Genomic DNA, 21,981 nt, shown 5'->3' with positions numbered 1-21,981 from the left:
TGAGTCCTTTGCTGTTGTCATCCATGACAGAGTAAAAGTGAATCAAAGATTACAGGCGGAAGCCTTCACCTAAGTAAACACGTTTAACTTGCTCATTTTCAAGAATTTCTTCTGGTGAACCATGAGCAATAAGGTGACCTTGGCTGACGATATAAGCACGTTCACACACATCTAATGTTTCACGAACGTTATGGTCAGTAATCAGTACACCTAATCCATAATCACGTAGATGCTGGATAATTTTTTTAATATCTAATACGGAAATAGGGTCAACACCCGCAAAAGGTTCATCTAATAAAATGAATTTAGGGTTTGCTGCCAATGCCCGTGCGATTTCAACACGACGGCGTTCACCCCCTGATAATGATTGCCCTAAGCTGTTACGTAAGTGGCTGACATTAAACTCTTCTAGCAGCTCTTCTGCACGGTCTTTTCGTCCTTCAGGTGTTAGATCATGACGGATTTCTAAGATCCCCATAATGTTGTCATAAACGCTTAAGCGTCTAAAAATAGACGCTTCTTGAGGAAGATAACCAATGCCTTTACGTGCTCGTTCATGTAACGGTAACAGCGTAATGTCTTCATCATCAATTGTAATACTACCTGCATCACGAGCTACAATGCCAACAACCATATAAAATGTGGTTGTTTTACCTGCACCATTAGGTCCAAGTAAGCCGACAATCTCACCTGAATTAACGTTCAGGCTCACATCACCGACAACGGTGCGCCCTTTGTATGCTTTCGCTAAATTTTCAGCTTTTAACAGCGCCATAAAGTGTTACTTACCTTTGTTGTTAACACCAGGGCCTTTCTCTTGCAACTGGGAAGGCAGTAAAACAGTAGTTACTTGTTTACCTTTACCGCTAAAAGCTTCCATTTGCTGAGTTGGGACGAGATAAGTGATCTTATCACCGGTGATATTACTGTCTAATTGTTCAAGATAGGCTTTACCCGTTAAGGTCATTAACTCTTTATCCATTTCATAGGTCATTTTCTCGCCACGACCTTTGATAGGTTTGCCATCATCTTGTAACTGATAAAAAGTCACAGGGTTACCAAACGCTTCTATTACGATCCTTTTGGAGTCACCGCCTGGGCGTGTGACAACAACTTTATCAGCACGAATATCGATAGAACCTTGTTTGATCACAACATTTTGTGTAAAGGTTGTGACGTTTTTTTCTAGATCAAGCGACTGTTTCTCTGAGTTCACAACAATAGGTTGTTGTGTGTCATCTTTAAGCGCCATCGCAGGTACACTTATCGCTAAAAGTGTACCGATAATCAGTGTATTACGGATTTTTTGATTCATTAGGGATCTCATAATAGGTGTTTACCTTTTCAATCAGCTCTGCACGTTTCTCGCGCAGATTGCCTCGCATTTTTAAGCCGACTGATTTCAGTCCGACGCCGATAATAGTCACTTCATCATCAGAGGAAACATCCTGTGTATCCAAATTTGCAATAGCATTGTCTGTGCTTATTCTCTGTAGCTTAGAATCATCCGTTAAGCTATCAATTTGAACATCGCCATAAAGATAGAGCATTTTACTGTTTGTTAGCTTGGCTTTATTTGCGCGTACTGTCCATGTTGCATCCCCTGTCGGTGAATAGGTAGTTAAGACAGGGTTAGTAAACCATGTAAACTTTTGCTGAGCATAGTTTTTGACATCATCAGCAACAAGTTTATATCCGAGTATACCTGTTGGCTCGTAAACAAAAGATATCGATGATTTGGATTGATAGGTTGGCTGACCATCATCAACAATCTCACCATCACCGAATTCAGTGTTATTAGTATAGTTCCAGCCAATCAGCCCAAGGGCGATAATGGCAAGAATTAAGGTAAACCAGGATTTTAATTTATTCATTCTGTATCGTTATACGTTAAATCGAAAGACCTTTAGCTTCTTCAAGCCGACCTTGCGCTAAAAGGATTAAATCACACAATTCTCGTACTGCACCACGACCACCTGCAATGCGTGTCACGTAATTTGCACGAGGTGTTAGTAATGGATGTGCATCAGCCACGGCGACAGAAAGTCCCACTTTGTCCATTACAGGTAAATCAATCAGGTCGTCACCAATATAGGCTGTTTGTTCAGGTTTAAGGTTTAGTGTATCTAACAGTTGTTGATACGCCAAAAGCTTATTATGCTGACCTTGGTAAAGATATGTAATGCCAAGGGTTTTAGCACGATCTTCTAACAGCTTAGACTGACGACCTGTAATGATAGCAACCTCAATGCCGGATGTAAGCAAACAACGGATGCCATACCCATCACGGACATTAAAGGCTTTTAATTCTTCGCCATTATTGCCCATGTAAATGAGTCCGTCAGACATCACACCATCAACATCACAAATCAGCAATTGGATTTTTTCTGCTTTTTTGATGATTTGCTCACTTACTGCACCATAACAAGTTTCTATCATTGTATTCATTTTTATCCTTCGAATGTTATGAATAGCTTATACAACACCAGCCTGTAATAAATCATGCATATGTAAAACACCTAACAGGATATCACTATCTTGTTCTGTTACTAATAGCGAGGTGATATGTTTTGCTTGCATTAAATTCAGTGCTTCAACCGCCAAACAATCAGGGCGAATACGAATACCGCCTTTTGTCATAACATCTGATATTTTGGCATTATTAAGGTCTATCCCTAAATCAAATATTCTTCGTAAATCACCGTCAGTAAAGATACCGTTGATCAGCATACTATCATCACAAATGACGGTCATACCTAATTTTTTACGGGTTATCTCGACAAGTGCTTCACGTAAAGTGGCGTCTTTAGTGACGCGTGGAATATCTGCCTCTTTATTCATTAAATCACTGACATGAAGGAGTAATTTACGACCTAACGCACCACCTGGATGAGAAAGAGCAAAATCTTCAGCAGTAAATCCACGGGCACGTAACAGTGCGATCGCGAGTGCATCCCCCATTACCAAGGTTGCCGTTGTACTGGTTGTTGGTGCAAGTCCTAAAGGACAGGCTTCTTTAGGTACTTTAATACAAAGATGAATATCAGACGCTTTCCCCATTGTACTTTGAGGAGTGCGTGTCATACAAATCAGTGTTATCTGTTTACGTTTAAGTACTGGGATCAGCGCGAGGATCTCGCTGGCTTCACCTGAGTTTGAAATTGCCAGAACGATATCTTTTTCTGTCACCATGCCTAAGTCACCATGGCTTGCTTCACCGGGATGAACGAAGAAAGAAGGTGTTCCTGTGCTGGCGAATGTAGCCGCAATTTTATGTCCAATATGGCCAGATTTACCCATACCCATAACAATCACTCGACCTTGGCAGTGAAAAATTTTTTCGCAGGCAAGAGTGAAGTCATCATTGATATATTGTTCTAGTTCAGCTAACCCATCACGCTCAATATGAAGGACTTTTTTACCTGCTTGCTGAAAATCAAACTCGGTCATTTTTTTGTACCATTTATTTTAGGTTAAGAGAGAATGTGCGACGCACAACACCGTAATATAAACAATAAAGCAAACTAACAAGAATATTCCTTTACCTCGATTAAGACGTCGTTTACGCCCTAATGAAAAGAGAGAAAACAGTAAACTGGCGACACCAAGCACAGCAAAGCTAAAATAAAATGTGTTGATATTAAATGTGCTTGGTGAGAGTAATGCTGGCATTCCTAACACAAAAGTTAGATTGAAAATATTAGCACCTATAATATTCCCTAATGCTAATTCATTCTCGCGTCTTAGTGCTGCCACAATAGTTGTGGCTAATTCAGGTAGGCTTGTTCCTATAGATAGCAAGGTTAAACCAACAAAAAAGCCACTAAGATGATACTGTTGCATTAAAATAAAGACATTATCCAATATCATTTGAGTAGCAACTGGAATAATAAGTAAAGCAATAACAACCCAAAAAAGTGCAACAGAATTACGGGGATTTGTCTGTAATTCGAAACGCGTTAAGGTTTCTAAAGGTAATACGTGACGCTCTTGCGTGAGTGTTTTATGCATCGTTTTTATCATTAGAAAGATGGATGCAAAACCAATAAAAAAGAGTAGCGTACCTTCTCTAAGCCCTAAGTTTCCGCTAGAAACGATAATGCCAACGAGCATGATGACTATAATCATCAAGGGAAGCTCTTTTTTGAGCACTGCGGATTGAATGTTCATGGGATAAATCATCGCGCCAATACCTGCGATGAGAAGAAGGTTGGTGAGTGTTGAGCCAATGGCCGTCCCGATAGCAATATCAGGCAAATTATGTACAGCTGCATCGGTTGAAACAAAAAGCTCAGGCAGTGAAGTACCAGTGCCTACAATTAAGATACCGATAACGGCTGGTGGGATTTTTAACGATTGCGCAAAAACGCTCGCACCATAAACTAATCGGTCTGATGCATAAACGAGTAGCATCAATCCAAAAATTAAAAGAGACAAAGTAATCAACATGCCATCAGTTTTCCAACAATGAGCGAATAAAGAAAAAACCAATAAGACAGGGCTGATAAAAAAACATATTGTCAAAAGGTTTTGCTAATTAACCATATTTTGACTAGCCAAGCACGAAAAGTAAAATTAACCGTGCAATAAATTGCTAAATAGTGGTGATTTCTTTGTAACATAGCGAATGACCTGCCAAAATAGCGTAAAAATTCGTTTATGCAGACAGGCTTGAGGATGTTTTATTCATGAACGCACAATCTGACAATCTAATTGAAGTGCGCAATATGAACTTCACTCGCGGTAGCAGAAAGATCTTCTCTGAGATTAATCTTGTTGTACCAAGAGGAAAAGTGACTGCGATTATGGGCCCTTCAGGGATTGGTAAAACAACCTTGTTACGCCTAATGGGAGGACAAATCCTTCCAGATAGTGGTGAAATTTGGTTTGATGGCGACAATATTCCTACGCTATCGCGCTCTGCGTTGTATCAGGCAAGAAAGAAAATGAGTATGCTTTTTCAATCGGGTGCACTGTTTACAGACATGAATGTGTTTGAAAATGTGGCATTTCCACTAAGAGAGCATACAAATTTACCTGAAGCATTGATCCGTACAACGGTGATGATGAAACTTGAAGCTGTAGGTTTACGTGGTGCGGCAAGTTTAATGCCTTCTGAATTATCAGGAGGAATGGCGAGAAGGGCGGCATTAGCAAGGGCTATTGCGCTTGATCCTGAACTGATTATGTTTGATGAGCCATTTGTTGGGCAAGATCCTATCACCATGGGTGTACTTGTTAAATTAATTGATGAGTTAAATCATGCGCTTGGTGTGACTTGTGTTGTGGTTTCCCATGATGTACCTGAAGTGTTAAGTATCGCAGATTACGCCTATATTGTTGCAGAGCAGAAAGTCATTGCTCAAGGTAGCGCACAAGAATTACAGGACAATCCAAATAGGCAAGTAAGACAGTTTTTAGATGGTATTGCTGATGGCCCTGTACCATTCCGTTTTCCTGCGGGAGATTATCAGGACGACCTATTAGGACGAGGAAATTAGTACGTGGTAAATTTATTATCTCGCATTGGCGTTAGAGCGTTAGCGATTTTTGCAACCTTTGGTAGAGCTGGCATTATGCTCTTTCGTGCATTAGTCGGTAAGCCTGAATTTCGTAAACAGTGGCCTCTGTTACTGAAGCAATTGTATAACGTCGGTGTTCAATCCTTATTAATTATCATGGTATCTGGCTTATTTATTGGCATGGTGTTGGGATTACAAGGCTATCTTGTTTTAACAACCTTTAGTGCTGAAGCTAGCCTTGGCATGATGGTCGCACTTTCATTGTTAAGAGAATTAGGCCCAGTCGTCACGGCATTATTATTTGCGGGTCGTGCGGGCTCGGCTTTAACAGCTGAAATCGGCTTAATGAAAGCCACAGAACAAATTTCCAGTTTAGAAATGATGGCAGTCGATCCTTTAAGACGTGTCGTTGCACCCCGTTTTTGGGCGGGTCTTATTAGTATGCCATTGCTTTCACTTATTTTTGTTGCCATCGGTATCTGGGGTGGTGCAATTGTGGGGGTGGATTGGAAAGGGATCGATGAAGGCTTTTTCTGGGCATCTATGCAAGGTGCCGTTGAATGGCGACTCGATTTAGTAAACTGCTTTATTAAAAGTGTCGTTTTTGCTATTACCGTCACTTGGATAGCGCTCTTTAACGGGTATGACGCAATCCCAACATCAGAAGGGATTAGCAGAGCAACAACACGTACTGTTGTTCATTCATCGTTAGCCGTATTGGGTTTAGATTTTGTGCTAACAGCACTGATGTTTGGGAACTAAGTCATGCAAAGTAAAAAAATTGAAGTTTGGGTTGGTCTATTTGTTCTGATTGCGTTAGCTGCCGTGATTTTCTTATGTCTTAAAGTGGCTGATATTAAAGAAATGGGTAATCAACCGACTTATCGCGTTTATGCCAGCTTTGGTAATATAGGTGGGTTAAAAGAACGTTCCCCAGTTAAGATTGGTGGTGTGGTGATTGGCCGTGTTTCTTCTATCACTTTAAAAGAAGAAGATGAAGGGAATTATCGCCCTGAAGTCGCGCTCGATATTCTGAGCATTTATGACCACATTCCAGAAAGTAGCTCACTGTCTATTCGTACATCGGGTTTATTAGGTGAACAGTTCCTTGCATTGAATTTAGGCTTTTATGATGAAGCATTAGATTCTACTCTGCTCAAAGACGGAGGACGGATCACAAACACTAATTCAGCAATGGTATTAGAAGATCTGATTGGTCAATTCCTTTATAAAACGGGTGATGGTGATGATTCAGCAAAATCTGAATCTCAACCAACGCAAGAACACTCTGCATTACCTTAATCATTAATTCCTATACGATGCACTTATACATTTAGCGTCATGAATGCATCGTATTATTGAAACCCTATTTGAGGAGAAGCGAACGTATGTTTAAACGCTTATTGATGGTCGCATTATTAGTGATAACGCCTTTTGCAATGGCAGTAGATAAAACTAATCCTTACGCATTGATGGAAGATGCGGCGCAAAAGACTTTTAGTAAATTAAAAAATGAACAGCCTGAAATTCGTAAAAACCCTGAAGTTTTACGTCAAATTGTTCAGCAAGAATTATTGCCTTATGTACATATCAAATATGCGGGCGCATTAGTGTTAGGACCGCATTATCGTAATGCAACACCTGCACAACGTGATGCTTATTTCACGGCATTTGAAGCGTATCTTGCTCAAGTATATGGTCAAGCATTAGCGATGTATGAAGGCCAAGAGTACCGTATTGAGCCTGCAAAACCTTTCGCAGATAAATCAACTCTAACTATTCGTGTCACTATCATTGATACAAATGGTCGCCCACCTGTTCGTCTTGATTTCCAATGGCGTAAAAATAGCAAAACAGGCGAATGGCAGGCGTATGATATGATTGCTGAAGGTGTCAGTATGATCACAACAAAACAGAATGAGTGGTCAGATATTTTAAATTCTAAAGGTGTTGATGGTTTAACAAAACAGTTAGAAATCAGTGCTAAAACACCAATTACACTGGATGAGAAAAAATAACATGTCAGCTTCGTTAAATTGGGAAAAAAAGGAGAGTGTCCTCTATTTCCAAGGAACGCTAGATCGTGAAACGTTATTGCCAGCTTGGCAGCAACGTAAAGCATTATTAGCTGATATTAATATCATCGATATTTCTGCCTTAGGACATATTGATTCAACAGGGTTGGCGCTTTTTGTTCACTTAAAAGCAGAAATGGAAGAGCAAAATCGTCAATTTATTATTCAAGGCGTAAGTGAGCGTTTTCAGACCTTAATTACACTCTATGATCTTGATGAAATTATGAATATTGCCTAATACAGATTTTGAGTAAAGGTATTAAAAAGCCCCCTTCGTGATACTTTTATCATTAAGGGGGTTTTTGATGGTTTAAGAGTAGAGCGGATTCCATTAGGATAGACGACTGATTATTATTTTAACGTTGAGATTGAGCAATTATGGATACAAATGAAATCAAACAAGTATTAATGGACAGCCTGTCTTTAGATGAAGTCATCGTCAATGGTGATGGTAGTCACTTTCAAGTTGTCGTTGTTGGCGCAATGTTTGAGGGAATGAGCAGAGTAAAACAACAACAAACCATTTATGCCCCTTTGATGGAATATATTGCAGATAACCGTATTCACGCTTTGTCTATTAAAGCCTACACACCTGAAGAGTGGAAGAGAGATCGTAAACTTAACGGGCTTTGATTCAGTAGGTATACAGCGTACAGCAAAATAAAAAAGAGAGTTCTACAGATGGATAAATTTAGAGTACAAGGGCCAACCTGCTTATCAGGTGAGGTCACTATTTCAGGCGCAAAAAATGCCGCATTACCAATCCTGTTCGCTGCGATCCTTTCCGAAGAGCCAGTAGAATTAACGAATGTTCCTAAATTAAAAGATATCGATACTACGATTAAGTTACTTAATCGCTTAGGCACTAATGTTGAACGCAATGGCTCTGTTTTCGTTGATGCTCGTAACATTAATGAATTTTGCGCTCCTTACGAATTAGTAAAAACCATGCGTGCTTCTATTTGGGCTTTAGGCCCACTGGTGGCGCGTTTTGGTCAAGGTCAGGTTTCTTTACCGGGGGGGTGTGCCATTGGTGCTCGTCCTGTTGATCTTCATATTACAGGTTTAGAGCAATTAGGTGCTGAGATCACACTGGATGAAGGTTATGTGAAAGCACGTGTTGATGGACGTTTAAAAGGCGCGCATATCGTCATGGATAAAGTGAGTGTGGGTGCCACTATCACTATTATGACTGCTGCGGTATTAGCTGAAGGCAAAACCATCATTGAGAATGCGGCAAGAGAGCCTGAAATTGAAGATACTGCAAACTTCCTCAATACATTAGGTGCCAAAATCAGTGGTGCGGGCACAGATAGCATTACTATTGAAGGCGTAGAGCGTCTTGGTGGTGGTACTTATCAAATCCTACCTGACCGTATTGAAACAGGTACTTTCTTAGTTGCTGCTGCGATTTCTCGTGGTCGTGTTGTTTGCCGTAATGCCAAACCTGACACATTAGATGCTGTGTTGGCAAAATTACGTGAAGCAGGCGCTGATATTGAAGTTGGTGAGGATTGGATAAGCCTTGATATGCATGGCAAACGTCCTAAAGCGGTAACCTTGCGTACTGCGCCACATCCGGGTTTCCCAACCGATATGCAAGCACAATTTAGCCTTTTAAACTTAGTGGCTGAAGGTGCAGGAATGATCACTGAAACTATTTTTGAAAATCGTTTTATGCACATTCCTGAGTTAATCCGTATGGGTGCTCACGCTGAAATCGAAAGTAATACTGTATTATGTCACGGGGTTGAAAAGCTTTCAGGCGCACAAGTAATGGCAACGGATTTACGTGCTTCTGCAAGTTTAGTACTTGCAGGTTGTATTGCTCAGGGCACAACCATTGTTGATCGTATTTATCATATCGATCGTGGTTATGAAAATATTGAAGCTAAATTACAAGGACTAGGGGCAAAAATAGAACGTTTGCACTCTAATGACTAATTTATTTTAGTTATCCTTTTTTAGTTATTTAAAACCATAGTGCATTGTTGTGCTATGGTTTTTTTTACGCATTATTTTAATAAGACTCTCAATAGAATAGGATAATTCATAAGGCATTTCTTTCGTAGCAAGATACAGTAAGAAAAACAGACCTGTGTTATAAAAATCACTATGAGCTAATAGGAAGGAATATATATGCAGGTAACAAGGAAACAAGAGCGCCTGGTTCGTCAAGCACTGGATGAATGGCAACAATCTGGTGAGATTTCAGAACAAGAATATCAGCAATTAGGAAGTACATTGCACCGAATTCCCTTTGATTGGAAACGGTTGAGTCGCTATGCATTTTGGATAGCAATGGTGTGTTTGATTATTGCTGCTGGCAGTATCTTTAGTGATAGTGAATTAATTTATTATCTCGTTGAGATTTTTAGTGTTTCTGAAATTATGCGAGTGATATCTCCTGCACTTATTGCTTCAGTGCTCTATTTTTGGGGATTTAAACGTCAGCAAAAAGAAACACAGTGGCATTACAGTACCGAATTTATTCTCTTTTTAGGTGTGATGTTTACGGCTACTTTTCTTTGGCAACTGGGAGAATTGCTGGATACAGGAAGTGGCCATATTGCGCCTCTCTTTTTAATTGGCTGTGTCATTTATGGTGCAATTGGATTTATTAGTCGCTCCTCATTGGTGTGGCTATTCTTCTTATTGATGTTAGGAAATTGGTTCGGTGCTGAAACGGGCTATGTCTCTGGTTGGGGCGCTTATTGGTTAGGGATGAACTATCCTATCCGTTTTGTCTTTTTTGGTGCGATATTATTAGCAGGCTGTTATTTCCTACAAAATACGTTGATACATCGTCGTTTATTTACCATGACAAAAATAATGGGGCTCACTTATCTGTTTATTGCATTATGGATAATGTCTATTTTTGGTAATTACGATCCTGATACTTGGTATCGTACTTCAAGTCTGAATTTGTTACCTTGGGCACTGTTATTTGCTGTCGTTTCAGTTATCTGTATTTATATTAGCCTTAAAACAGATGACGGTATGTTAAGAGGTTTTGGCCTAACATTCCTTGGTATCAACCTTTATACCCGATTCTTTGAATATTTCTGGGATAGTTTACACAGTGCAATTTTCTTCTTTATTATGGCGGTTTCATTGATTTTAATTGGACGAAAAGCGGAAAAGATTTGGCATGCTGTTGAAAATAACTCAATTGCCAATAAAGAGAGTAAGAGCAAATAGTATAATTAATAATATGATAGGAGAACCCATCCTATGGAAAAACGAAGTTGTCATATTCCTTTAGAAGTGAGTTGTGTTGCGTGCCATTATTTTGTTTTCAAAGATAAAGATGAGGCATTTTTTGAGATCTGCCCCGTATGTGGTTGGCAAAATGATGGTACTAAAGAAGGGCAATATAGCGGTTGTAATCACAGCACATTAGAGGACTATCGCAATACTGAAAGGTTTAAAGAAAATTGCTTACAAAGTGCGACGTTTTATATGAAATCTCCCTACTAGCCAAGCATAGGGAGATTTTTTGTTAGTTATGGTTCTGGTTGGTATTCAGAAATAGTGACATCAACATTAATCTCATTACCTTCCCGTAATAACGTGACAGGTAATACCGTACCAGGGCGTGTTTCTGCAATGTAATCCATCATTTCTATCGCGGAAGTCGCTGGCGCATGATTAATACTAAGGATGATATCACCTGTTTTTATTCCAGCTTTATCTGCTGGGCTATTTGGTGTGATCCTAAAAATGCGTAACCCTTGAATTTGCTTAATATCGGTATTCGATGAGCGAATTCTTGGTAATTCTTTTGCTGTAATACCAATAAAGCCACGGATAACACGACCATCACGAATTAGCTTATTCATAATTTTAACTGCAAGTTCGGTCGGAATAGCAAAACCTAACCCTTCGGCTGTAGGGCGGTATCCGTTATAGGAGCCTGAATCAAACGTCATAGTATTAATACCTACAAGCTCACCTTCAGTATTAATTAGCGCACCACCAGAGTTACCTTCATTAATTGAGGCATCTGTTTGTAGGAAATTTTGGTAACGAGTTGGACTTAATCCAACACGCCCCGTAGCACTGATGATCCCTTGCGTAATAGTTTGCCCAATATTAAATGGGTTACCAATAGCCAGCACAACATCACCTACATGAGAAATTCGTTTAGTATTAATGGGAATTGTAGGGAGTTTATCGGCATCTATTTTTAATACCGCAAGATCAGTTAAAGGATCGGAACCAACAAGTAAGCCTTCATAAAGATCACCATTTTGGAGTGCGATAATGATCTGATCAGCATTATTGATAACATGTTGATTTGTCAGAATATAACCACGACCATCCATAATAACGCCAGCGCCTAGAGATGTTAGTTCACGACCTTCCTGAGAAAAACTTCCCATCGTACTGCTATAAACATTAACAACCGCAGGGGCAGCTCGTCGTACCGCGGTGTTATAGCTAAAAGGCGCATTGAGAAAATCACCATTAAGTAGGCGTTCAATAAAAATAGGGCGAATTGAAGGGACTGCAATCAAAAGAATTGCTGCTGTGAGAAGACCAATTAGTGTTGATCGCAGTAACTTAGTTAACATAAAAATCCTGTATTTATGTCTGACTGTGAAATTATTCGCGTAGGAGCGGTGAGAATAGCATAGTTTAACTTATGAAAGCATCGCTCAGCGCATAAAATCCCCTTTTAAGCTAATGACTCTTATCAAAAATAGATATAAAAAAAGCCCTATAATGGAAGTTATAGGGCTAAAGAAATCAATAAATTAGATAGGTGAAAAGCTTACTTCTTAGCGCGGTGTATTACGTAACAGCAGGTAAATTTCTTCATTACCACGCTGAATATTCAATGCAAGAACAGGCGGTTTAGCATCAATTGCTTTACGTAAATCGCCTAGAGAGGTAATTGGCGTATTATTGATACCAATAATAAGGTCACCTTTTTGTAAACCTGATGCCGCAGCAGCGGAATCTTTCTCAACAGAATCAACAGCAACTGCTTTAATTTGTTTGTTTAAGTAGTTACTTAATGTGGCACCTTGTAGTGCAGGAGAGAAATTATCGGCGCGAGTTGCATCTGCTGATTGTTTCTCTAATATCACTTTAACATCCATTGGTTTACCTTGACGGATCAAGCCAATTAGGATCTCTTTACCCGGCGGTGTAGTACCCACTTTAGCTCTTAATTCAGCAAAGCTATTGATACGTTTGCCATCAACTGAAATTAAAACGTCACCCGGTTTAATGCCTGCTTTTGCAGCGGATGAATCTGGCATGACTTCGCTAACAAAAGCACCTCGTTGTGCGTCAATATTAAAGGATTTCGCCAGATCAGAATTCATTTCTGTACCACGAATACCTAAGATGCCACGTTTAACTTCACCATGAGAAATCAGTTGTTGGCTAAGATCTCGCGCCATATTACTTGGGATGGCGAAGCCGATACCGATGTTGCCACCACCTGGAGCTAAAATAGCAGTGTTAATTCCGATTAACTCACCATTTAAGTTAACGAGCGCACCACCAGAGTTACCACGGTTGATTGAAGCATCAGTCTGGATAAAGTTCTCTAAACCTTCAAGATTTAAACCGCTACGACCTAATGCGGAAATAATACCTGATGTTGCTGTTTGGCCTAAACCAAATGGGTTACCTACTGCAACAGCAAAGTCACCAACACGTAATTGGTCAGAGTCCGCCATTTTAATTGCGGTTAAGTTAGTTGGTTTTTCAATTTGCAGTAATGCAATATCTGTTTGTGGATCGCTACCAATTAATTTTGCACTAAATTCACGACCATCATTAATTTGCAGTTGAATTTTATCTGCACCATCAACAACGTGATTGTTTGTTAATACATAGCCTTTTTGTGCATCAATAATGACACCTGAGCCTAAGCCTTCAAAAGGGCGAATACTTTGTTGTTGTGATGGAAAGTTTGGGCCAAAGAAGAATTTGAATTCTTCAGGCACTTGCTGGCTTTGTACTCGTGTTCCTGAAACGTGCACACTGACAACAGCAGGTAACACTTTTTCTAACATCGGTGCAAGGCTTGGCAGTTGTTCGCCTGATGGCATAACTGCAGGCAGTGCCGCCATACTGGTTGCTGGAATAGTAGAGAGTGAAAGTCCGACACTCATTGCTAACGCACTAAGTAATAATTTTCTTTTTTTAGTCAACATGAATTAGAGTCTCTTGATACAGTTATCAAAATAAAAGTTATTGCTCAAAATGAGCTCGATGTCACTAAGACCTGTACTGACAAAGGAAAGTTCATTAAGACATGATGTGCTTTGTTTCCTTTTACACGGATTTACAAGACAAAAGCTATCTTTAAAACCATGGCAAATAATTGTCATTTTATGATATTTAGTAGAAAGAAAAACGCCACAATAAATGTGGCGTTTTAATATTAATTGTCTTTTTTTTCTGTAGGTCTGAACAATCCAGATGCCCCTTCGGAGTAATCACGAGGTGGCATTTTTATTGGAGATTGATCATTAGCCGCTTCTGACTCACTTAATCGGTAATTAAATGGATTTTCTTGAGCAGGCATATCAGGCATGAGCTCATTAGAGCTTTTTGCCATATGTTGATAAAGCTGACGGTAATCTCTCGCCATGTTATCTAATAATTCAGCACTTCTAGCAAAGTGACTGACAAGTTCATTGCGATATGTATCAAGTTCTTCTTTTTTCGTGTCTAACTCTGCTTTGATAGCATCTTGTTGGCGAAGGGTGCTGTTACCGTAACGCATTGCAAGTGCGCCGATAATAAGACCGACAACTAATCCAATCAGTGCATAAACCCAAACCATGGCAACTCCTTTTCATCTAATAGTGAGGACGATGGATTCTTATAACATCATAACCGCTAAAAGGCATGGGTGGAATAATATCCTTAAGCTTAATATAAAATTCGTGTGTTACGTTGATGTTAAAACAATTCTTAATGCTTATAATAGAGGCATTCGACAGACACAAATCAGTATGTCAGAAAATTAAGGATAAGAGGGCATTCATGACTGTTAGTACGCCGTTATCACTTTATGAAGCCGCATTGAAGCAAGGTGATTATCAACCTGATGATGTTCAGAGAAAAACTGTTCTCCACCTTCAACAGATATACCATGCATTATTAAAAGAGACTCCACCAGAAAAAAATTCGCTAACACAGCGATTATTCGGGCGAATTCGCACAAAAAAACAGATTGTTGCACCAGAACGTGGTTTATATATGTGGGGTGGCGTTGGACGAGGTAAAACATGGTTGATGGATATGTTTTATCAAAGCTTACCGACAGAACGAAAACTTCGCTTACACTTCCATCGCTTTATGTTACGTGTTCAAGAAGAGCTGAAAAACTTACAAGGGCATGAAAATCCGTTAGAAATTATTGCTGATGGATTTAAATCACAAACCGACGTGCTCTGTTTTGATGAGTTTTTTGTTTCTGATATTACTGATGCAATGATTTTAGGTACCTTGCTTGAAGCGTTATTTGCTAGAGGTATCACGCTGGTGGCAACCTCAAATATTCCACCTGATGAGCTTTATCGTAATGGATTACAACGTTCTCGTTTTTTACCTGCAATAGAACAAATCAAACATCATTGTGACATTTTAAATGTTGATGCAGGTATTGATTATCGTCTTAGAACATTAACGCAAGCGCATCTTTTTTTGTCTCCGCTTAACGATGAAAATCGCCAGGAGATGGATAGAATTTTCATGCATTTGGCAACCAGTGAACCACAAGTTGATTGTACCTTAACCATTAATCATCGCCCTATGAAAGTAAGAAAAGCATCTAATGGTGTACTCGCTGTTAATTTTTCAACCTTGTGTATGGAACCGCGTAGTCAGCTTGATTACATTGAACTTTCTAAGCATTACCACTCTGTTTTGTTATATGACATGAAACAAATGGGAACATTAAATGAAGACGCTGCGCGTCGGTTTCTAGCGCTTGTTGATGAATTTTATGAGCGTAAGGTGAAACTTATTATTAATGCAAATGTAGAAATGAATGAGATTTACCAAGGTGATTTTTTACGTTTTGAATATCAACGTTGCTTATCTCGTTTACAAGAGATGCAAAGTGAAGAATATTTAGTTCAACCACATCTCGCTTAATTTTTAATTCTTGAAGAAAGTCATCTTTCATTATGGTAGGATGACGCAGGTTAAGTTGCTTGATGTTTTTTTCTATGAAAATAGAAAGTATTAGGCAGCTTACAAGCGCTCTGGAAAGGAACAATTCTTCTCTTCAGGTAGCAAGAATTTATCAGTCAAATCAGAAAAAAGTGCCAGATTCGTTTTTTTCGCTGAAATATTGAAAAAGAATTCAATTGTTTTTCAATTATGACTCGATTTTTTTTTCTGACTTCTCTATAATCTTGCGACCCCACGTTGCAGCAAGTTTTTTATTTCCCAAAAAACTCGCATTTTAGAGTCAGCAGTGCTACTCGAAGGGGTAGGTTTGCTGGACACAAGAGTCGTGTGAACCTCAATAGTATTTGAACCGAGCGTTCACCAACGTGTAACTAAACATTGGGTAATTTTCAATAATGAAAACTTTTACAGCTAAACCAGAAACCGTAAAACGCGACTGGTACGTTGTTGATGCAGACGGCAAAACTTTAGGCCGTTTAGCAACTGAAATTGCTAGCCGTTTACGCGGTAAGCACAAAGCGGAATATACTCCGCACGTTGATACTGGTGATTACATCATCGTTTTAAACGCTGAGAAAGTAGCGGTAACTGGTCATAAACGTACTGACAAAGTTTACTACCGTCATACTGGTCACGTAGGTGGTATCAAACAAGCGACTTTCGAAGAGATGATCGCCCGTAGTCCTGAGCGTGTAATCGAAATCGCGGTAAAAGGCATGCTGCCAAAAGGGCCTCTGGGTCGTGCGATGTATCGTAAACTGAAAGTTTACGCAGGATCTGAGCACAACCACGCGGCACAACAACCGCAAGTTCTGGACATTTAATCGGGATAATAGGCAATGGCTGATAATCAATACTACGGCACAGGTCGCCGCAAAAGTTCTTCCGCACGTGTCTTCATTAAGCCAGGTAGCGGTAATATCGTAATCAACAAACGTAGCCTAGAAGTTTACTTCGGCCGCGAAACAGCACGTATGGTTGTTCGTCAACCGCTGGAATTAGTTGATATGCTGGGTAAATTAGATTTATACATCACTGTTAAAGGTGGTGGTATTTCTGGTCAAGCTGGCGCGATCCGTCACGGTATCACTCGTGCACTGATGGAATATGATGAGACTCTACGTTCTGATCTGCGTAAAGCTGGTTTCGTAACCCGTGATGCGCGTTCTGTTGAACGTAAGAAAGTGGGTCTGCGTAAAGCACGTCGTCGTCCACAGTTCTCTAAACGTTAATTTGTTATCTTTTAGATATCAATTTGATGTTGAAAACCCGTCTTCACAGGCGGGTTTTTTATTTTTGACTTATTTGTGTTTATTAATAATAAAAATATAGTGTTGCTAAAGCATCATGCTATTACTCATAAAACAGGCTTTATGTAAGATAGCAGTAGTATTAAAAAACGTATTTTTTAGATGTTATCTCTAAATAAATTCATTTTTTGATATTATAATCTTAGTTTTAAGGTAGTGTGGCATATTGTGTTGAATTATTTGCATTAGCCCCCCTAAGTAACATGAATTCTGGTAGAATAGCGGGCTTTGGTGTCTTTCTTTCCATGACTTCACAATGTTGCCAACGGGTATATCGATAGTAATACCTGTAATGAATTTGAAAGCCATACCAAAATTATTATGACAATAATGATTGTTGAATGATTATTTTGGTATTACTTGATAATGATATGTGCCGCAAAGACAGGTGAGTTTTTAACCCTGTAAAATATGATTATCCCACGATAACACTGTTATACAGGTAGTTACCCAATGCAGTTAATAACTTAAATGTTTATTTAGGTCTACTGCGTTTGTGTGCTTGTCTTTTAGGAATGGGGAAATGGAAGGGGCATTGTGCTAATTCATTTCTTTAATTGATTAACTTGGAGGTTTTCATGGCTGTCGCTGCCAACAAACGTTCGGTAATGACTTTGTTTTCCGGTCCGACTGATATTTTCAGCCATCAGGTCAGAATTGTCCTAGCGGAGAAAGGTGTCAGTGTTGAAATTGAACAGGTTGAAGCTGGTAATCTTCCACAGGATCTTATCGATCTAAACCCTTACCAAAGTGTACCGACTTTGGTTGATCGTGAGCTGACCCTGTATGATTCACGCATCATCATGGAATATCTTGATGAACGCTTCCCTCATCCTCCTTTAATGCCAGTTTATCCTGTTGCTCGTGGTAGCAGCCGTTTAATGATGCATCGCATCGAGCATGATTGGTATTCTTTAATGAACACCATCGAGAAAGGAACAGAACAGCAAGCAAATGCTGCTCGTAAACAGTTAGCAGAAGAGCTACTGGCAGTCTCTCCTGTGTTTAAAGAATATCCTTACTTTATGAGTGAAGAGTTCAGCTTAGTAGATTGCTACCTAGCTCCTCTGTTATGGCGTTTACCAGTCCTCGGTGTAGATTTAAGTGGTGCTGGCGCTAAAGATGTACAAATTTATATGCAACGTGTTTTTGAGCGTGATTCATTCCTCGCGTCATTAACCGAAGCAGAGCGTGAGATGCGCTTACCTTCAAGAGGGTAATAAAGTATGGAGATTATGGATATGTCTCCGCGTCGTCCGCATTTATTGCGTGCGCATTATGACTGGATCATCGAAAACGATTTAACACCACACTTAGTTGTTGATGTGAATATCGATGGTGTCCAAGTCCCAATGGAATATGCGCACGATGGTCAAATTGTACTAAATATTTCATCTCGTGCAGTAGATAACTTAGAGTTAACACCGTATCAGGTTTTATTTAGTGCAAGCTTTGGTGGCATACCTCGTAAAGTACGAGTGCCTATGGCTGCTGTTATGGCTATTTATGCGAGAGAAAACGGTGCGGGAATGATGTTTGAGCCAGAGCCTGCTTATGAATCTGGTGCATCATTACAGTTTGCTGAAGATGAAAGTGAAGAGAATACTTTAACGCCTGTTAATGAAGGCTTATCGCTTGTCACTGATGGTACGGTAGAAACCGATACATCTTCACCGGATGATGATCCTGAGCCACCTCGCCCAACAGGTCGTCCGTCATTACGTGTTGTGAAATAAGAGAGCATCTTATTTGTATGAATGAAAAGCCCAGTTTATGAACTGGGCTTTTTTTATGTACAAAAAAAGCACTCTATATTGCTATAGAGCGCTTTATTGGATTGCATTACTGAAAAACTATTTCAGCAGTTCTTCTAAACAGCCGGTATAAAGATTAACCGCAGTCATTAATTGTTTTTCATCGAAATCAAAGCCGGCTTGGTGGTGACCTGCAGTTCTATCGGCACCAACAACGAAATACAGTGATTTACCACCACAACGTTGTACACGTTTTGCTAATACAGTTGCATCTTCACTTCCCCCAAATGGGCGAGTAGCAACGGCGGTTAACTCTGCATGTTTACCAACAACTTTGGTCATAATATCAATCAGTTCTTGGTCATTTGTCAGGTCAACGGCTTCACCCATGATCTCGCTTTCCATTTCTAACTGGAAGCTATGTGCTGCGCCTTCAGCCATACGTACTGCATTGGCAGCCATAAAGCTGTTGATCTCTTCGTTTTCACCGCGAACTTCAATTTGCATCTCAGCATTAGCTGGGGTGACGTTACGGCCTTCACCGGCTTTTAATACACCGATATTGATACGAGACATCCCTTTACCATGGCGAGAAATACCCAACATTTGTGTTGCTGCGTGGCAAGCACCAGCTAACGCATTACGACCTAATTCAGGCTCTGCACCAGCGTGAGATGGCGCACCTTTAAAACGGAAGTCATATTTAGTGGTACATAAGAAATGTGTTGGGTTGATAACAATTTCACCACTGTTTGCGATAAAACCTAAGTGCGCGCCTAAGAAGTAATCTGCATCATCGGCAATACCACTTTCAGCCATCGCACGAGCGCCACGAACACCTTCTTCTGCTGGTTGGAATAAGATTTTAACTTTACCAACGACTTTATCTTTATTCTCAACTAACCAATGAGCAACACCTAAACCGATAGAAATGTGCCCATCGTGACCACAAGCGTGCATTTCGCCAGCGTGACAAGAAGCAAAGTTCTCAGCATGAGGGCGGTGTTTAGTTTCGGTTGCTTCGTTAACACCCACACAGTCGATATCAAAACGCAGCGCTACTGTTGGACCTGCTTTACCACTGTCAAAGATGGCCACACAGCCTGTAAGTTCTTTCATCTCATCAAGCAGTGCTTCATCAACGTTGTGTTTTCTTGCAATAGCCAGCCCTTTCTCAACGACTTGGCGACGACGACCAAAAGCGAACTCTTGGTTGATAACTTCAGGACCAACTTTAACTTCTAAACCTAAGCTACGTAATTCTTTAACGATCTTTGCTGTTGTAAGAAATTCAGACCAACCAATTTCTGGATATTGGTGAAATTCGCGACGCCATTTAATTAATTTTTCGAGAGTAAGAGCTGACATATTCATTTCTCCACTTATAGCATGAATAACGCAACCGCGATGACGCCGATAATCATACCTGGTGCAGTACGTTTTGCGATTTCCATAGGGTTAATGTTTGCAAGGCCAGCACAAACAATCGCTGCACCTGCCAGTGGTGACATAGTACGACCTAACGCGCCAGATAATGCCGCTGCCATACCCATATCAGGGATTTCATAACCGAATTGTGCAGCATGAGGTGTTACTGTTTCGTTGAATGCGAATGCTGCTGCGTCACCAGAGCCTGTGATAATACCCATTAAGAATGGCCCTAAAGTACCACCCCAGCGAGCAAATTCAGGAGAATGAGTTAAGAAGTTGATGAACGCGTCGATTAAACCAGATGCTTTCAGACCAGCTGCGAATACTGCAGCTGCAATGATGATACCTAATACATCACCATAAGCATTACCCATACCTTTAAAGAACTCTTTCGTAATTTGAGCTGGGTTAGTTAATGTGATGAACAGGGCATAGATAGAACCGATTAACATTGCTGCAGGTACTGACAATTTGAAAGTGCTAAATGTTTCAAAGAATGGCAGAACTAACAGGATTAAAGGAATGAAAGGTGCTGTTGCATATAAGTAGTTAGGACGAACAGCTTCTGGCGTTGCTTGTGCTGATGAAGAAGATGCATCACCAGTAACAGAAGCCATTTTGAACTCTTTTTTCACTAAAGCGACAACAGCAAGTGAAACTGCAGCAATACCACCAGCCATTAAGCTGTATGGGCTATGGCGAGCGATTAAATCAACCACTTCCATATTTGCCATGTTAGCAACGAAGGCATTATGCGACATACCTGGGCTTAACATTGAACCGATAGTACCACATAACACTGCACCACCTGCGATAGCTGGGTGAATACGTGCTGCGATTAATAATGGAATGAGTGTTGCACCTACCGCAGCCGCACAACCTGCTGCTGATGGGATTGCGATATTAATAAAGTATGTTACGACAACAGTGGCTGGAATAAGGAAGAAGCCCAGACGAGTCATTACTTTTGATAAAACATGAACCAGATGCATATCGCATTTGGTATATTTCATAACATAAGCAAAACCCATACTCGAACAGATTGCTTGAATTAATGATGAAGACACCATGCGCTCGCTAAATGCGGTAAGCGCATCTAATGGGCTCAGACTTAAAATACAGAGTAATAAGCCTGCACCAATTAGCACCATTCGGGTTTCATATTTTTTTATTAGCAAATAGACAGTTACGATAATAACTGCTACTGCGATAAGTTGCATCACCATAGTGATCCCCTAGTTAATTATGACAATTTTATGAAAACGAACCTAACATCAATAAATTATATTTTTCTGTAAAGTTATTAGGTGACTCCATTATGAAGTTGGTAGATTGACAATATTTGATTGTTATCAAATTTAATAGCTGAAATAAAATCTATTTTTTTAGACTGTGATGTTATTAACAAATGCCGTAAAACCATTATCATTAAAAGATGACGGAAAGGTTAAATAAAAAGAGATAAAGTAAAAAATACGAAAATAAATTATATTTACTATAGATCAAGAGTGTTATTTTGATACAAAAAAGAATATCACTTTTTATCAGGCTATTATTCTAGAAATTACATTAAATGGTAATGAGAATGATTAATTGGTCAGATATCTTGATGATCCTTAAATACTATTTATTAATTTCATCGATAATATTGAAAAATTATCCCACTTAAATTAAATGGGATAATAAACAAGAGAAATTGTTATTTTAAATAACGAAAATA

The 21,981-nt window shown here is 39.7% G+C and carries 25 protein-coding genes; 14 read left to right on the top strand and 11 right to left on the bottom strand.

Features of this window, described 5'->3' with window-relative positions:
• Window positions 1–49: 49 nt before the first annotated feature.
• From lptB to DK857_RS01595, 6 genes are read right to left on the bottom strand one after another with little or no spacing between them, the layout of a single operon-like run.
• A complete protein-coding gene (gene lptB, locus DK857_RS01620; RefSeq protein ID WP_109393139.1) occupies window positions 50–775 on the bottom strand; it encodes an LPS export ABC transporter ATP-binding protein in 726 nt (241 codons plus the stop codon).
• Window positions 776–781: 6 nt separating this feature from the next.
• The gene (gene lptA / locus DK857_RS01615) at window positions 782–1,315 is read right to left on the bottom strand and encodes a lipopolysaccharide ABC transporter substrate-binding protein LptA (RefSeq protein WP_075671459.1); all 534 of its coding nucleotides are present in this window, start codon (window positions 1,313–1,315) and stop codon (window positions 782–784) included.
• Complete coding sequence (gene lptC, locus DK857_RS01610; RefSeq protein ID WP_109401361.1) at window positions 1,296–1,874, bottom strand: LPS export ABC transporter periplasmic protein LptC; 579 nt, start codon at window positions 1,872–1,874, stop codon at window positions 1,296–1,298. Before lptC ends, lptA begins: the two co-directional genes overlap by 20 nt.
• 16 nt (window positions 1,875–1,890) lie before the next feature.
• Window positions 1,891–2,448, bottom strand: a complete 558-nt coding sequence (gene kdsC, locus DK857_RS01605; RefSeq protein ID WP_109401360.1) for a 3-deoxy-manno-octulosonate-8-phosphatase KdsC — start codon at window positions 2,446–2,448, stop codon at window positions 1,891–1,893.
• Between the two features lie 27 nt (window positions 2,449–2,475).
• A complete protein-coding gene (gene kdsD, locus DK857_RS01600; protein WP_109393140.1) occupies window positions 2,476–3,450 on the bottom strand; it encodes an arabinose-5-phosphate isomerase KdsD in 975 nt (324 codons plus the stop codon).
• Between the two features lie 18 nt (window positions 3,451–3,468).
• Entirely contained in the window at window positions 3,469–4,449 is a 981-nt protein-coding gene (locus DK857_RS01595; protein ID WP_098941209.1) for a calcium/sodium antiporter, read from the bottom strand.
• Window positions 4,450–4,688: 239 nt separating this feature from the next.
• Here DK857_RS01595 and mlaF point away from each other — a divergent pair, with 239 nt between their 5' ends.
• The 9 genes from mlaF (at window position 4,689) to DK857_RS01550 (ending at window position 11,077) form a co-directional block, all read left to right on the top strand.
• Window positions 4,689–5,501 carry a phospholipid ABC transporter ATP-binding protein MlaF gene (gene mlaF, locus DK857_RS01590; RefSeq protein ID WP_109393142.1) on the top strand — a complete coding sequence of 271 codons (813 nt, stop codon included), beginning with the start codon at window positions 4,689–4,691 and terminating at the stop codon, window positions 5,499–5,501.
• A gap of 3 nt (window positions 5,502–5,504) precedes the next feature.
• On the top strand, window positions 5,505–6,284 hold the full coding sequence (gene mlaE, locus DK857_RS01585; RefSeq protein ID WP_075671447.1) for a lipid asymmetry maintenance ABC transporter permease subunit MlaE: 780 nt from the start codon (window positions 5,505–5,507) through the stop codon (window positions 6,282–6,284).
• A gap of 3 nt (window positions 6,285–6,287) precedes the next feature.
• Window positions 6,288–6,824: an outer membrane lipid asymmetry maintenance protein MlaD gene (mlaD, locus tag DK857_RS01580; RefSeq protein ID WP_109393143.1), complete on the top strand. Its 537-nt coding sequence runs from the start codon at window positions 6,288–6,290 to the stop codon at window positions 6,822–6,824.
• An 86-nt stretch (window positions 6,825–6,910) separates the two neighbouring features.
• A complete protein-coding gene (gene mlaC / locus DK857_RS01575; RefSeq protein WP_075671443.1) occupies window positions 6,911–7,540 on the top strand; it encodes a phospholipid-binding protein MlaC in 630 nt (209 codons plus the stop codon).
• A gap of 1 nt (window position 7,541) precedes the next feature.
• A complete protein-coding gene (gene mlaB / locus DK857_RS01570; RefSeq protein ID WP_109393144.1) occupies window positions 7,542–7,835 on the top strand; it encodes a lipid asymmetry maintenance protein MlaB in 294 nt (97 codons plus the stop codon).
• A gap of 140 nt (window positions 7,836–7,975) precedes the next feature.
• Window positions 7,976–8,230 carry a BolA family iron metabolism protein IbaG gene (gene ibaG / locus DK857_RS01565; protein WP_006535338.1) on the top strand — a complete coding sequence of 85 codons (255 nt, stop codon included), beginning with the start codon at window positions 7,976–7,978 and terminating at the stop codon, window positions 8,228–8,230.
• A gap of 48 nt (window positions 8,231–8,278) precedes the next feature.
• Window positions 8,279–9,541 carry a UDP-N-acetylglucosamine 1-carboxyvinyltransferase gene (gene murA, locus DK857_RS01560; RefSeq protein WP_109393145.1) on the top strand — a complete coding sequence of 421 codons (1,263 nt, stop codon included), beginning with the start codon at window positions 8,279–8,281 and terminating at the stop codon, window positions 9,539–9,541.
• Window positions 9,542–9,736: 195 nt separating this feature from the next.
• Window positions 9,737–10,798, top strand: a complete 1,062-nt coding sequence (locus DK857_RS01555; protein ID WP_109401359.1) for a DUF2157 domain-containing protein — start codon at window positions 9,737–9,739, stop codon at window positions 10,796–10,798.
• A gap of 33 nt (window positions 10,799–10,831) precedes the next feature.
• Window positions 10,832–11,077, top strand: a complete 246-nt coding sequence (locus DK857_RS01550) for a CPCC family cysteine-rich protein (RefSeq protein ID WP_109393147.1) — start codon at window positions 10,832–10,834, stop codon at window positions 11,075–11,077.
• 26 nt (window positions 11,078–11,103) lie between these two features.
• Here the strand turns inward: DK857_RS01550 and degS are convergent, their stop codons facing one another.
• From degS to zapG, 3 genes are all read right to left on the bottom strand, one after another.
• Window positions 11,104–12,174, bottom strand: coding sequence for an outer membrane-stress sensor serine endopeptidase DegS (degS, locus tag DK857_RS01545; protein ID WP_109401358.1), 1,071 nt, complete (start codon window positions 12,172–12,174; stop codon window positions 11,104–11,106).
• A 207-nt stretch (window positions 12,175–12,381) separates the two neighbouring features.
• Window positions 12,382–13,773, bottom strand: coding sequence for a serine endoprotease DegQ (degQ, locus tag DK857_RS01540; protein ID WP_109401357.1), 1,392 nt, complete (start codon window positions 13,771–13,773; stop codon window positions 12,382–12,384).
• A 230-nt stretch (window positions 13,774–14,003) separates the two neighbouring features.
• Entirely contained in the window at window positions 14,004–14,408 is a 405-nt protein-coding gene (zapG, locus tag DK857_RS01535) for a Z-ring associated protein ZapG (protein ID WP_109393149.1), read from the bottom strand.
• 203 nt (window positions 14,409–14,611) lie between these two features.
• Here zapG and zapE point away from each other — a divergent pair, with 203 nt between their 5' ends.
• The 5 genes from zapE (at window position 14,612) to sspB (ending at window position 18,812) form a co-directional block, all read left to right on the top strand.
• Window positions 14,612–15,727, top strand: coding sequence for a cell division protein ZapE (zapE, locus tag DK857_RS01530; protein ID WP_109401356.1), 1,116 nt, complete (start codon window positions 14,612–14,614; stop codon window positions 15,725–15,727).
• Window positions 15,728–16,161: 434 nt separating this feature from the next.
• Window positions 16,162–16,590 (top strand): 50S ribosomal protein L13, encoded by a 429-nt coding sequence (gene rplM / locus DK857_RS01525; RefSeq protein WP_006535327.1) that lies wholly within the window; start codon window positions 16,162–16,164, stop codon window positions 16,588–16,590.
• A 15-nt stretch (window positions 16,591–16,605) separates the two neighbouring features.
• Entirely contained in the window at window positions 16,606–16,998 is a 393-nt protein-coding gene (rpsI, locus tag DK857_RS01520; RefSeq protein ID WP_004245284.1) for a 30S ribosomal protein S9, read from the top strand.
• Window positions 16,999–17,654: 656 nt separating this feature from the next.
• Window positions 17,655–18,296 (top strand): stringent starvation protein SspA, encoded by a 642-nt coding sequence (sspA, locus tag DK857_RS01515; RefSeq protein WP_023582862.1) that lies wholly within the window; start codon window positions 17,655–17,657, stop codon window positions 18,294–18,296.
• A gap of 6 nt (window positions 18,297–18,302) precedes the next feature.
• Window positions 18,303–18,812 carry a ClpXP protease specificity-enhancing factor gene (sspB, locus tag DK857_RS01510; RefSeq protein WP_109393151.1) on the top strand — a complete coding sequence of 170 codons (510 nt, stop codon included), beginning with the start codon at window positions 18,303–18,305 and terminating at the stop codon, window positions 18,810–18,812.
• 117 nt (window positions 18,813–18,929) lie between these two features.
• Here sspB and DK857_RS01505 read toward each other — a convergent pair whose 3' ends face one another.
• Together DK857_RS01505 and dcuC are read right to left on the bottom strand one after the other, a co-directional pair.
• Window positions 18,930–20,198, bottom strand: coding sequence for an amidohydrolase (locus DK857_RS01505; RefSeq protein WP_109393152.1), 1,269 nt, complete (start codon window positions 20,196–20,198; stop codon window positions 18,930–18,932).
• Window positions 20,199–20,212: 14 nt separating this feature from the next.
• Window positions 20,213–21,487, bottom strand: coding sequence for a C4-dicarboxylate transporter DcuC (gene dcuC, locus DK857_RS01500; protein ID WP_098941196.1), 1,275 nt, complete (start codon window positions 21,485–21,487; stop codon window positions 20,213–20,215).
• Between the last annotated feature and the right edge of the window lie 494 nt (window positions 21,488–21,981).

Source organism: Proteus terrae (assembly GCF_003144325.1).
Taxonomy (GTDB): Bacteria; Pseudomonadota; Gammaproteobacteria; order Enterobacterales; family Enterobacteriaceae; genus Proteus; species Proteus terrae.
This window is presented reverse-complemented; position numbering and strand designations above follow the sequence as displayed.

Coding starts and splice junctions, on each gene's coding strand:
- lptB (WP_109393139.1), bottom strand. CDS start 775: ATGGCGCTGTTAAAAGCTGAAAATTTAGCGAAAGCATACAAAGGGCGC.
- lptA (WP_075671459.1), bottom strand. CDS start 1,315: ATGAATCAAAAAATCCGTAATACACTGATTATCGGTACACTTTTAGCG.
- lptC (WP_109401361.1), bottom strand. CDS start 1,874: ATGAATAAATTAAAATCCTGGTTTACCTTAATTCTTGCCATTATCGCC.
- kdsC (WP_109401360.1), bottom strand. CDS start 2,448: ATGAATACAATGATAGAAACTTGTTATGGTGCAGTAAGTGAGCAAATC.
- kdsD (WP_109393140.1), bottom strand. CDS start 3,450: ATGACCGAGTTTGATTTTCAGCAAGCAGGTAAAAAAGTCCTTCATATT.
- DK857_RS01595 (WP_098941209.1), bottom strand. CDS start 4,449: ATGTTGATTACTTTGTCTCTTTTAATTTTTGGATTGATGCTACTCGTT.
- mlaF (WP_109393142.1), top strand. CDS start 4,689: ATGAACGCACAATCTGACAATCTAATTGAAGTGCGCAATATGAACTTC.
- mlaD (WP_109393143.1), top strand. CDS start 6,288: ATGCAAAGTAAAAAAATTGAAGTTTGGGTTGGTCTATTTGTTCTGATT.
- mlaC (WP_075671443.1), top strand. CDS start 6,911: ATGTTTAAACGCTTATTGATGGTCGCATTATTAGTGATAACGCCTTTT.
- mlaB (WP_109393144.1), top strand. CDS start 7,542: ATGTCAGCTTCGTTAAATTGGGAAAAAAAGGAGAGTGTCCTCTATTTC.
- ibaG (WP_006535338.1), top strand. CDS start 7,976: ATGGATACAAATGAAATCAAACAAGTATTAATGGACAGCCTGTCTTTA.
- murA (WP_109393145.1), top strand. CDS start 8,279: ATGGATAAATTTAGAGTACAAGGGCCAACCTGCTTATCAGGTGAGGTC.
- DK857_RS01555 (WP_109401359.1), top strand. CDS start 9,737: ATGCAGGTAACAAGGAAACAAGAGCGCCTGGTTCGTCAAGCACTGGAT.
- DK857_RS01550 (WP_109393147.1), top strand. CDS start 10,832: ATGGAAAAACGAAGTTGTCATATTCCTTTAGAAGTGAGTTGTGTTGCG.
- degS (WP_109401358.1), bottom strand. CDS start 12,174: ATGTTAACTAAGTTACTGCGATCAACACTAATTGGTCTTCTCACAGCA.
- degQ (WP_109401357.1), bottom strand. CDS start 13,773: ATGTTGACTAAAAAAAGAAAATTATTACTTAGTGCGTTAGCAATGAGT.
- zapG (WP_109393149.1), bottom strand. CDS start 14,408: ATGGTTTGGGTTTATGCACTGATTGGATTAGTTGTCGGTCTTATTATC.
- zapE (WP_109401356.1), top strand. CDS start 14,612: ATGACTGTTAGTACGCCGTTATCACTTTATGAAGCCGCATTGAAGCAA.
- rplM (WP_006535327.1), top strand. CDS start 16,162: ATGAAAACTTTTACAGCTAAACCAGAAACCGTAAAACGCGACTGGTAC.
- rpsI (WP_004245284.1), top strand. CDS start 16,606: ATGGCTGATAATCAATACTACGGCACAGGTCGCCGCAAAAGTTCTTCC.
- sspA (WP_023582862.1), top strand. CDS start 17,655: ATGGCTGTCGCTGCCAACAAACGTTCGGTAATGACTTTGTTTTCCGGT.
- sspB (WP_109393151.1), top strand. CDS start 18,303: ATGGAGATTATGGATATGTCTCCGCGTCGTCCGCATTTATTGCGTGCG.
- DK857_RS01505 (WP_109393152.1), bottom strand. CDS start 20,198: ATGTCAGCTCTTACTCTCGAAAAATTAATTAAATGGCGTCGCGAATTT.
- dcuC (WP_098941196.1), bottom strand. CDS start 21,487: ATGGTGATGCAACTTATCGCAGTAGCAGTTATTATCGTAACTGTCTAT.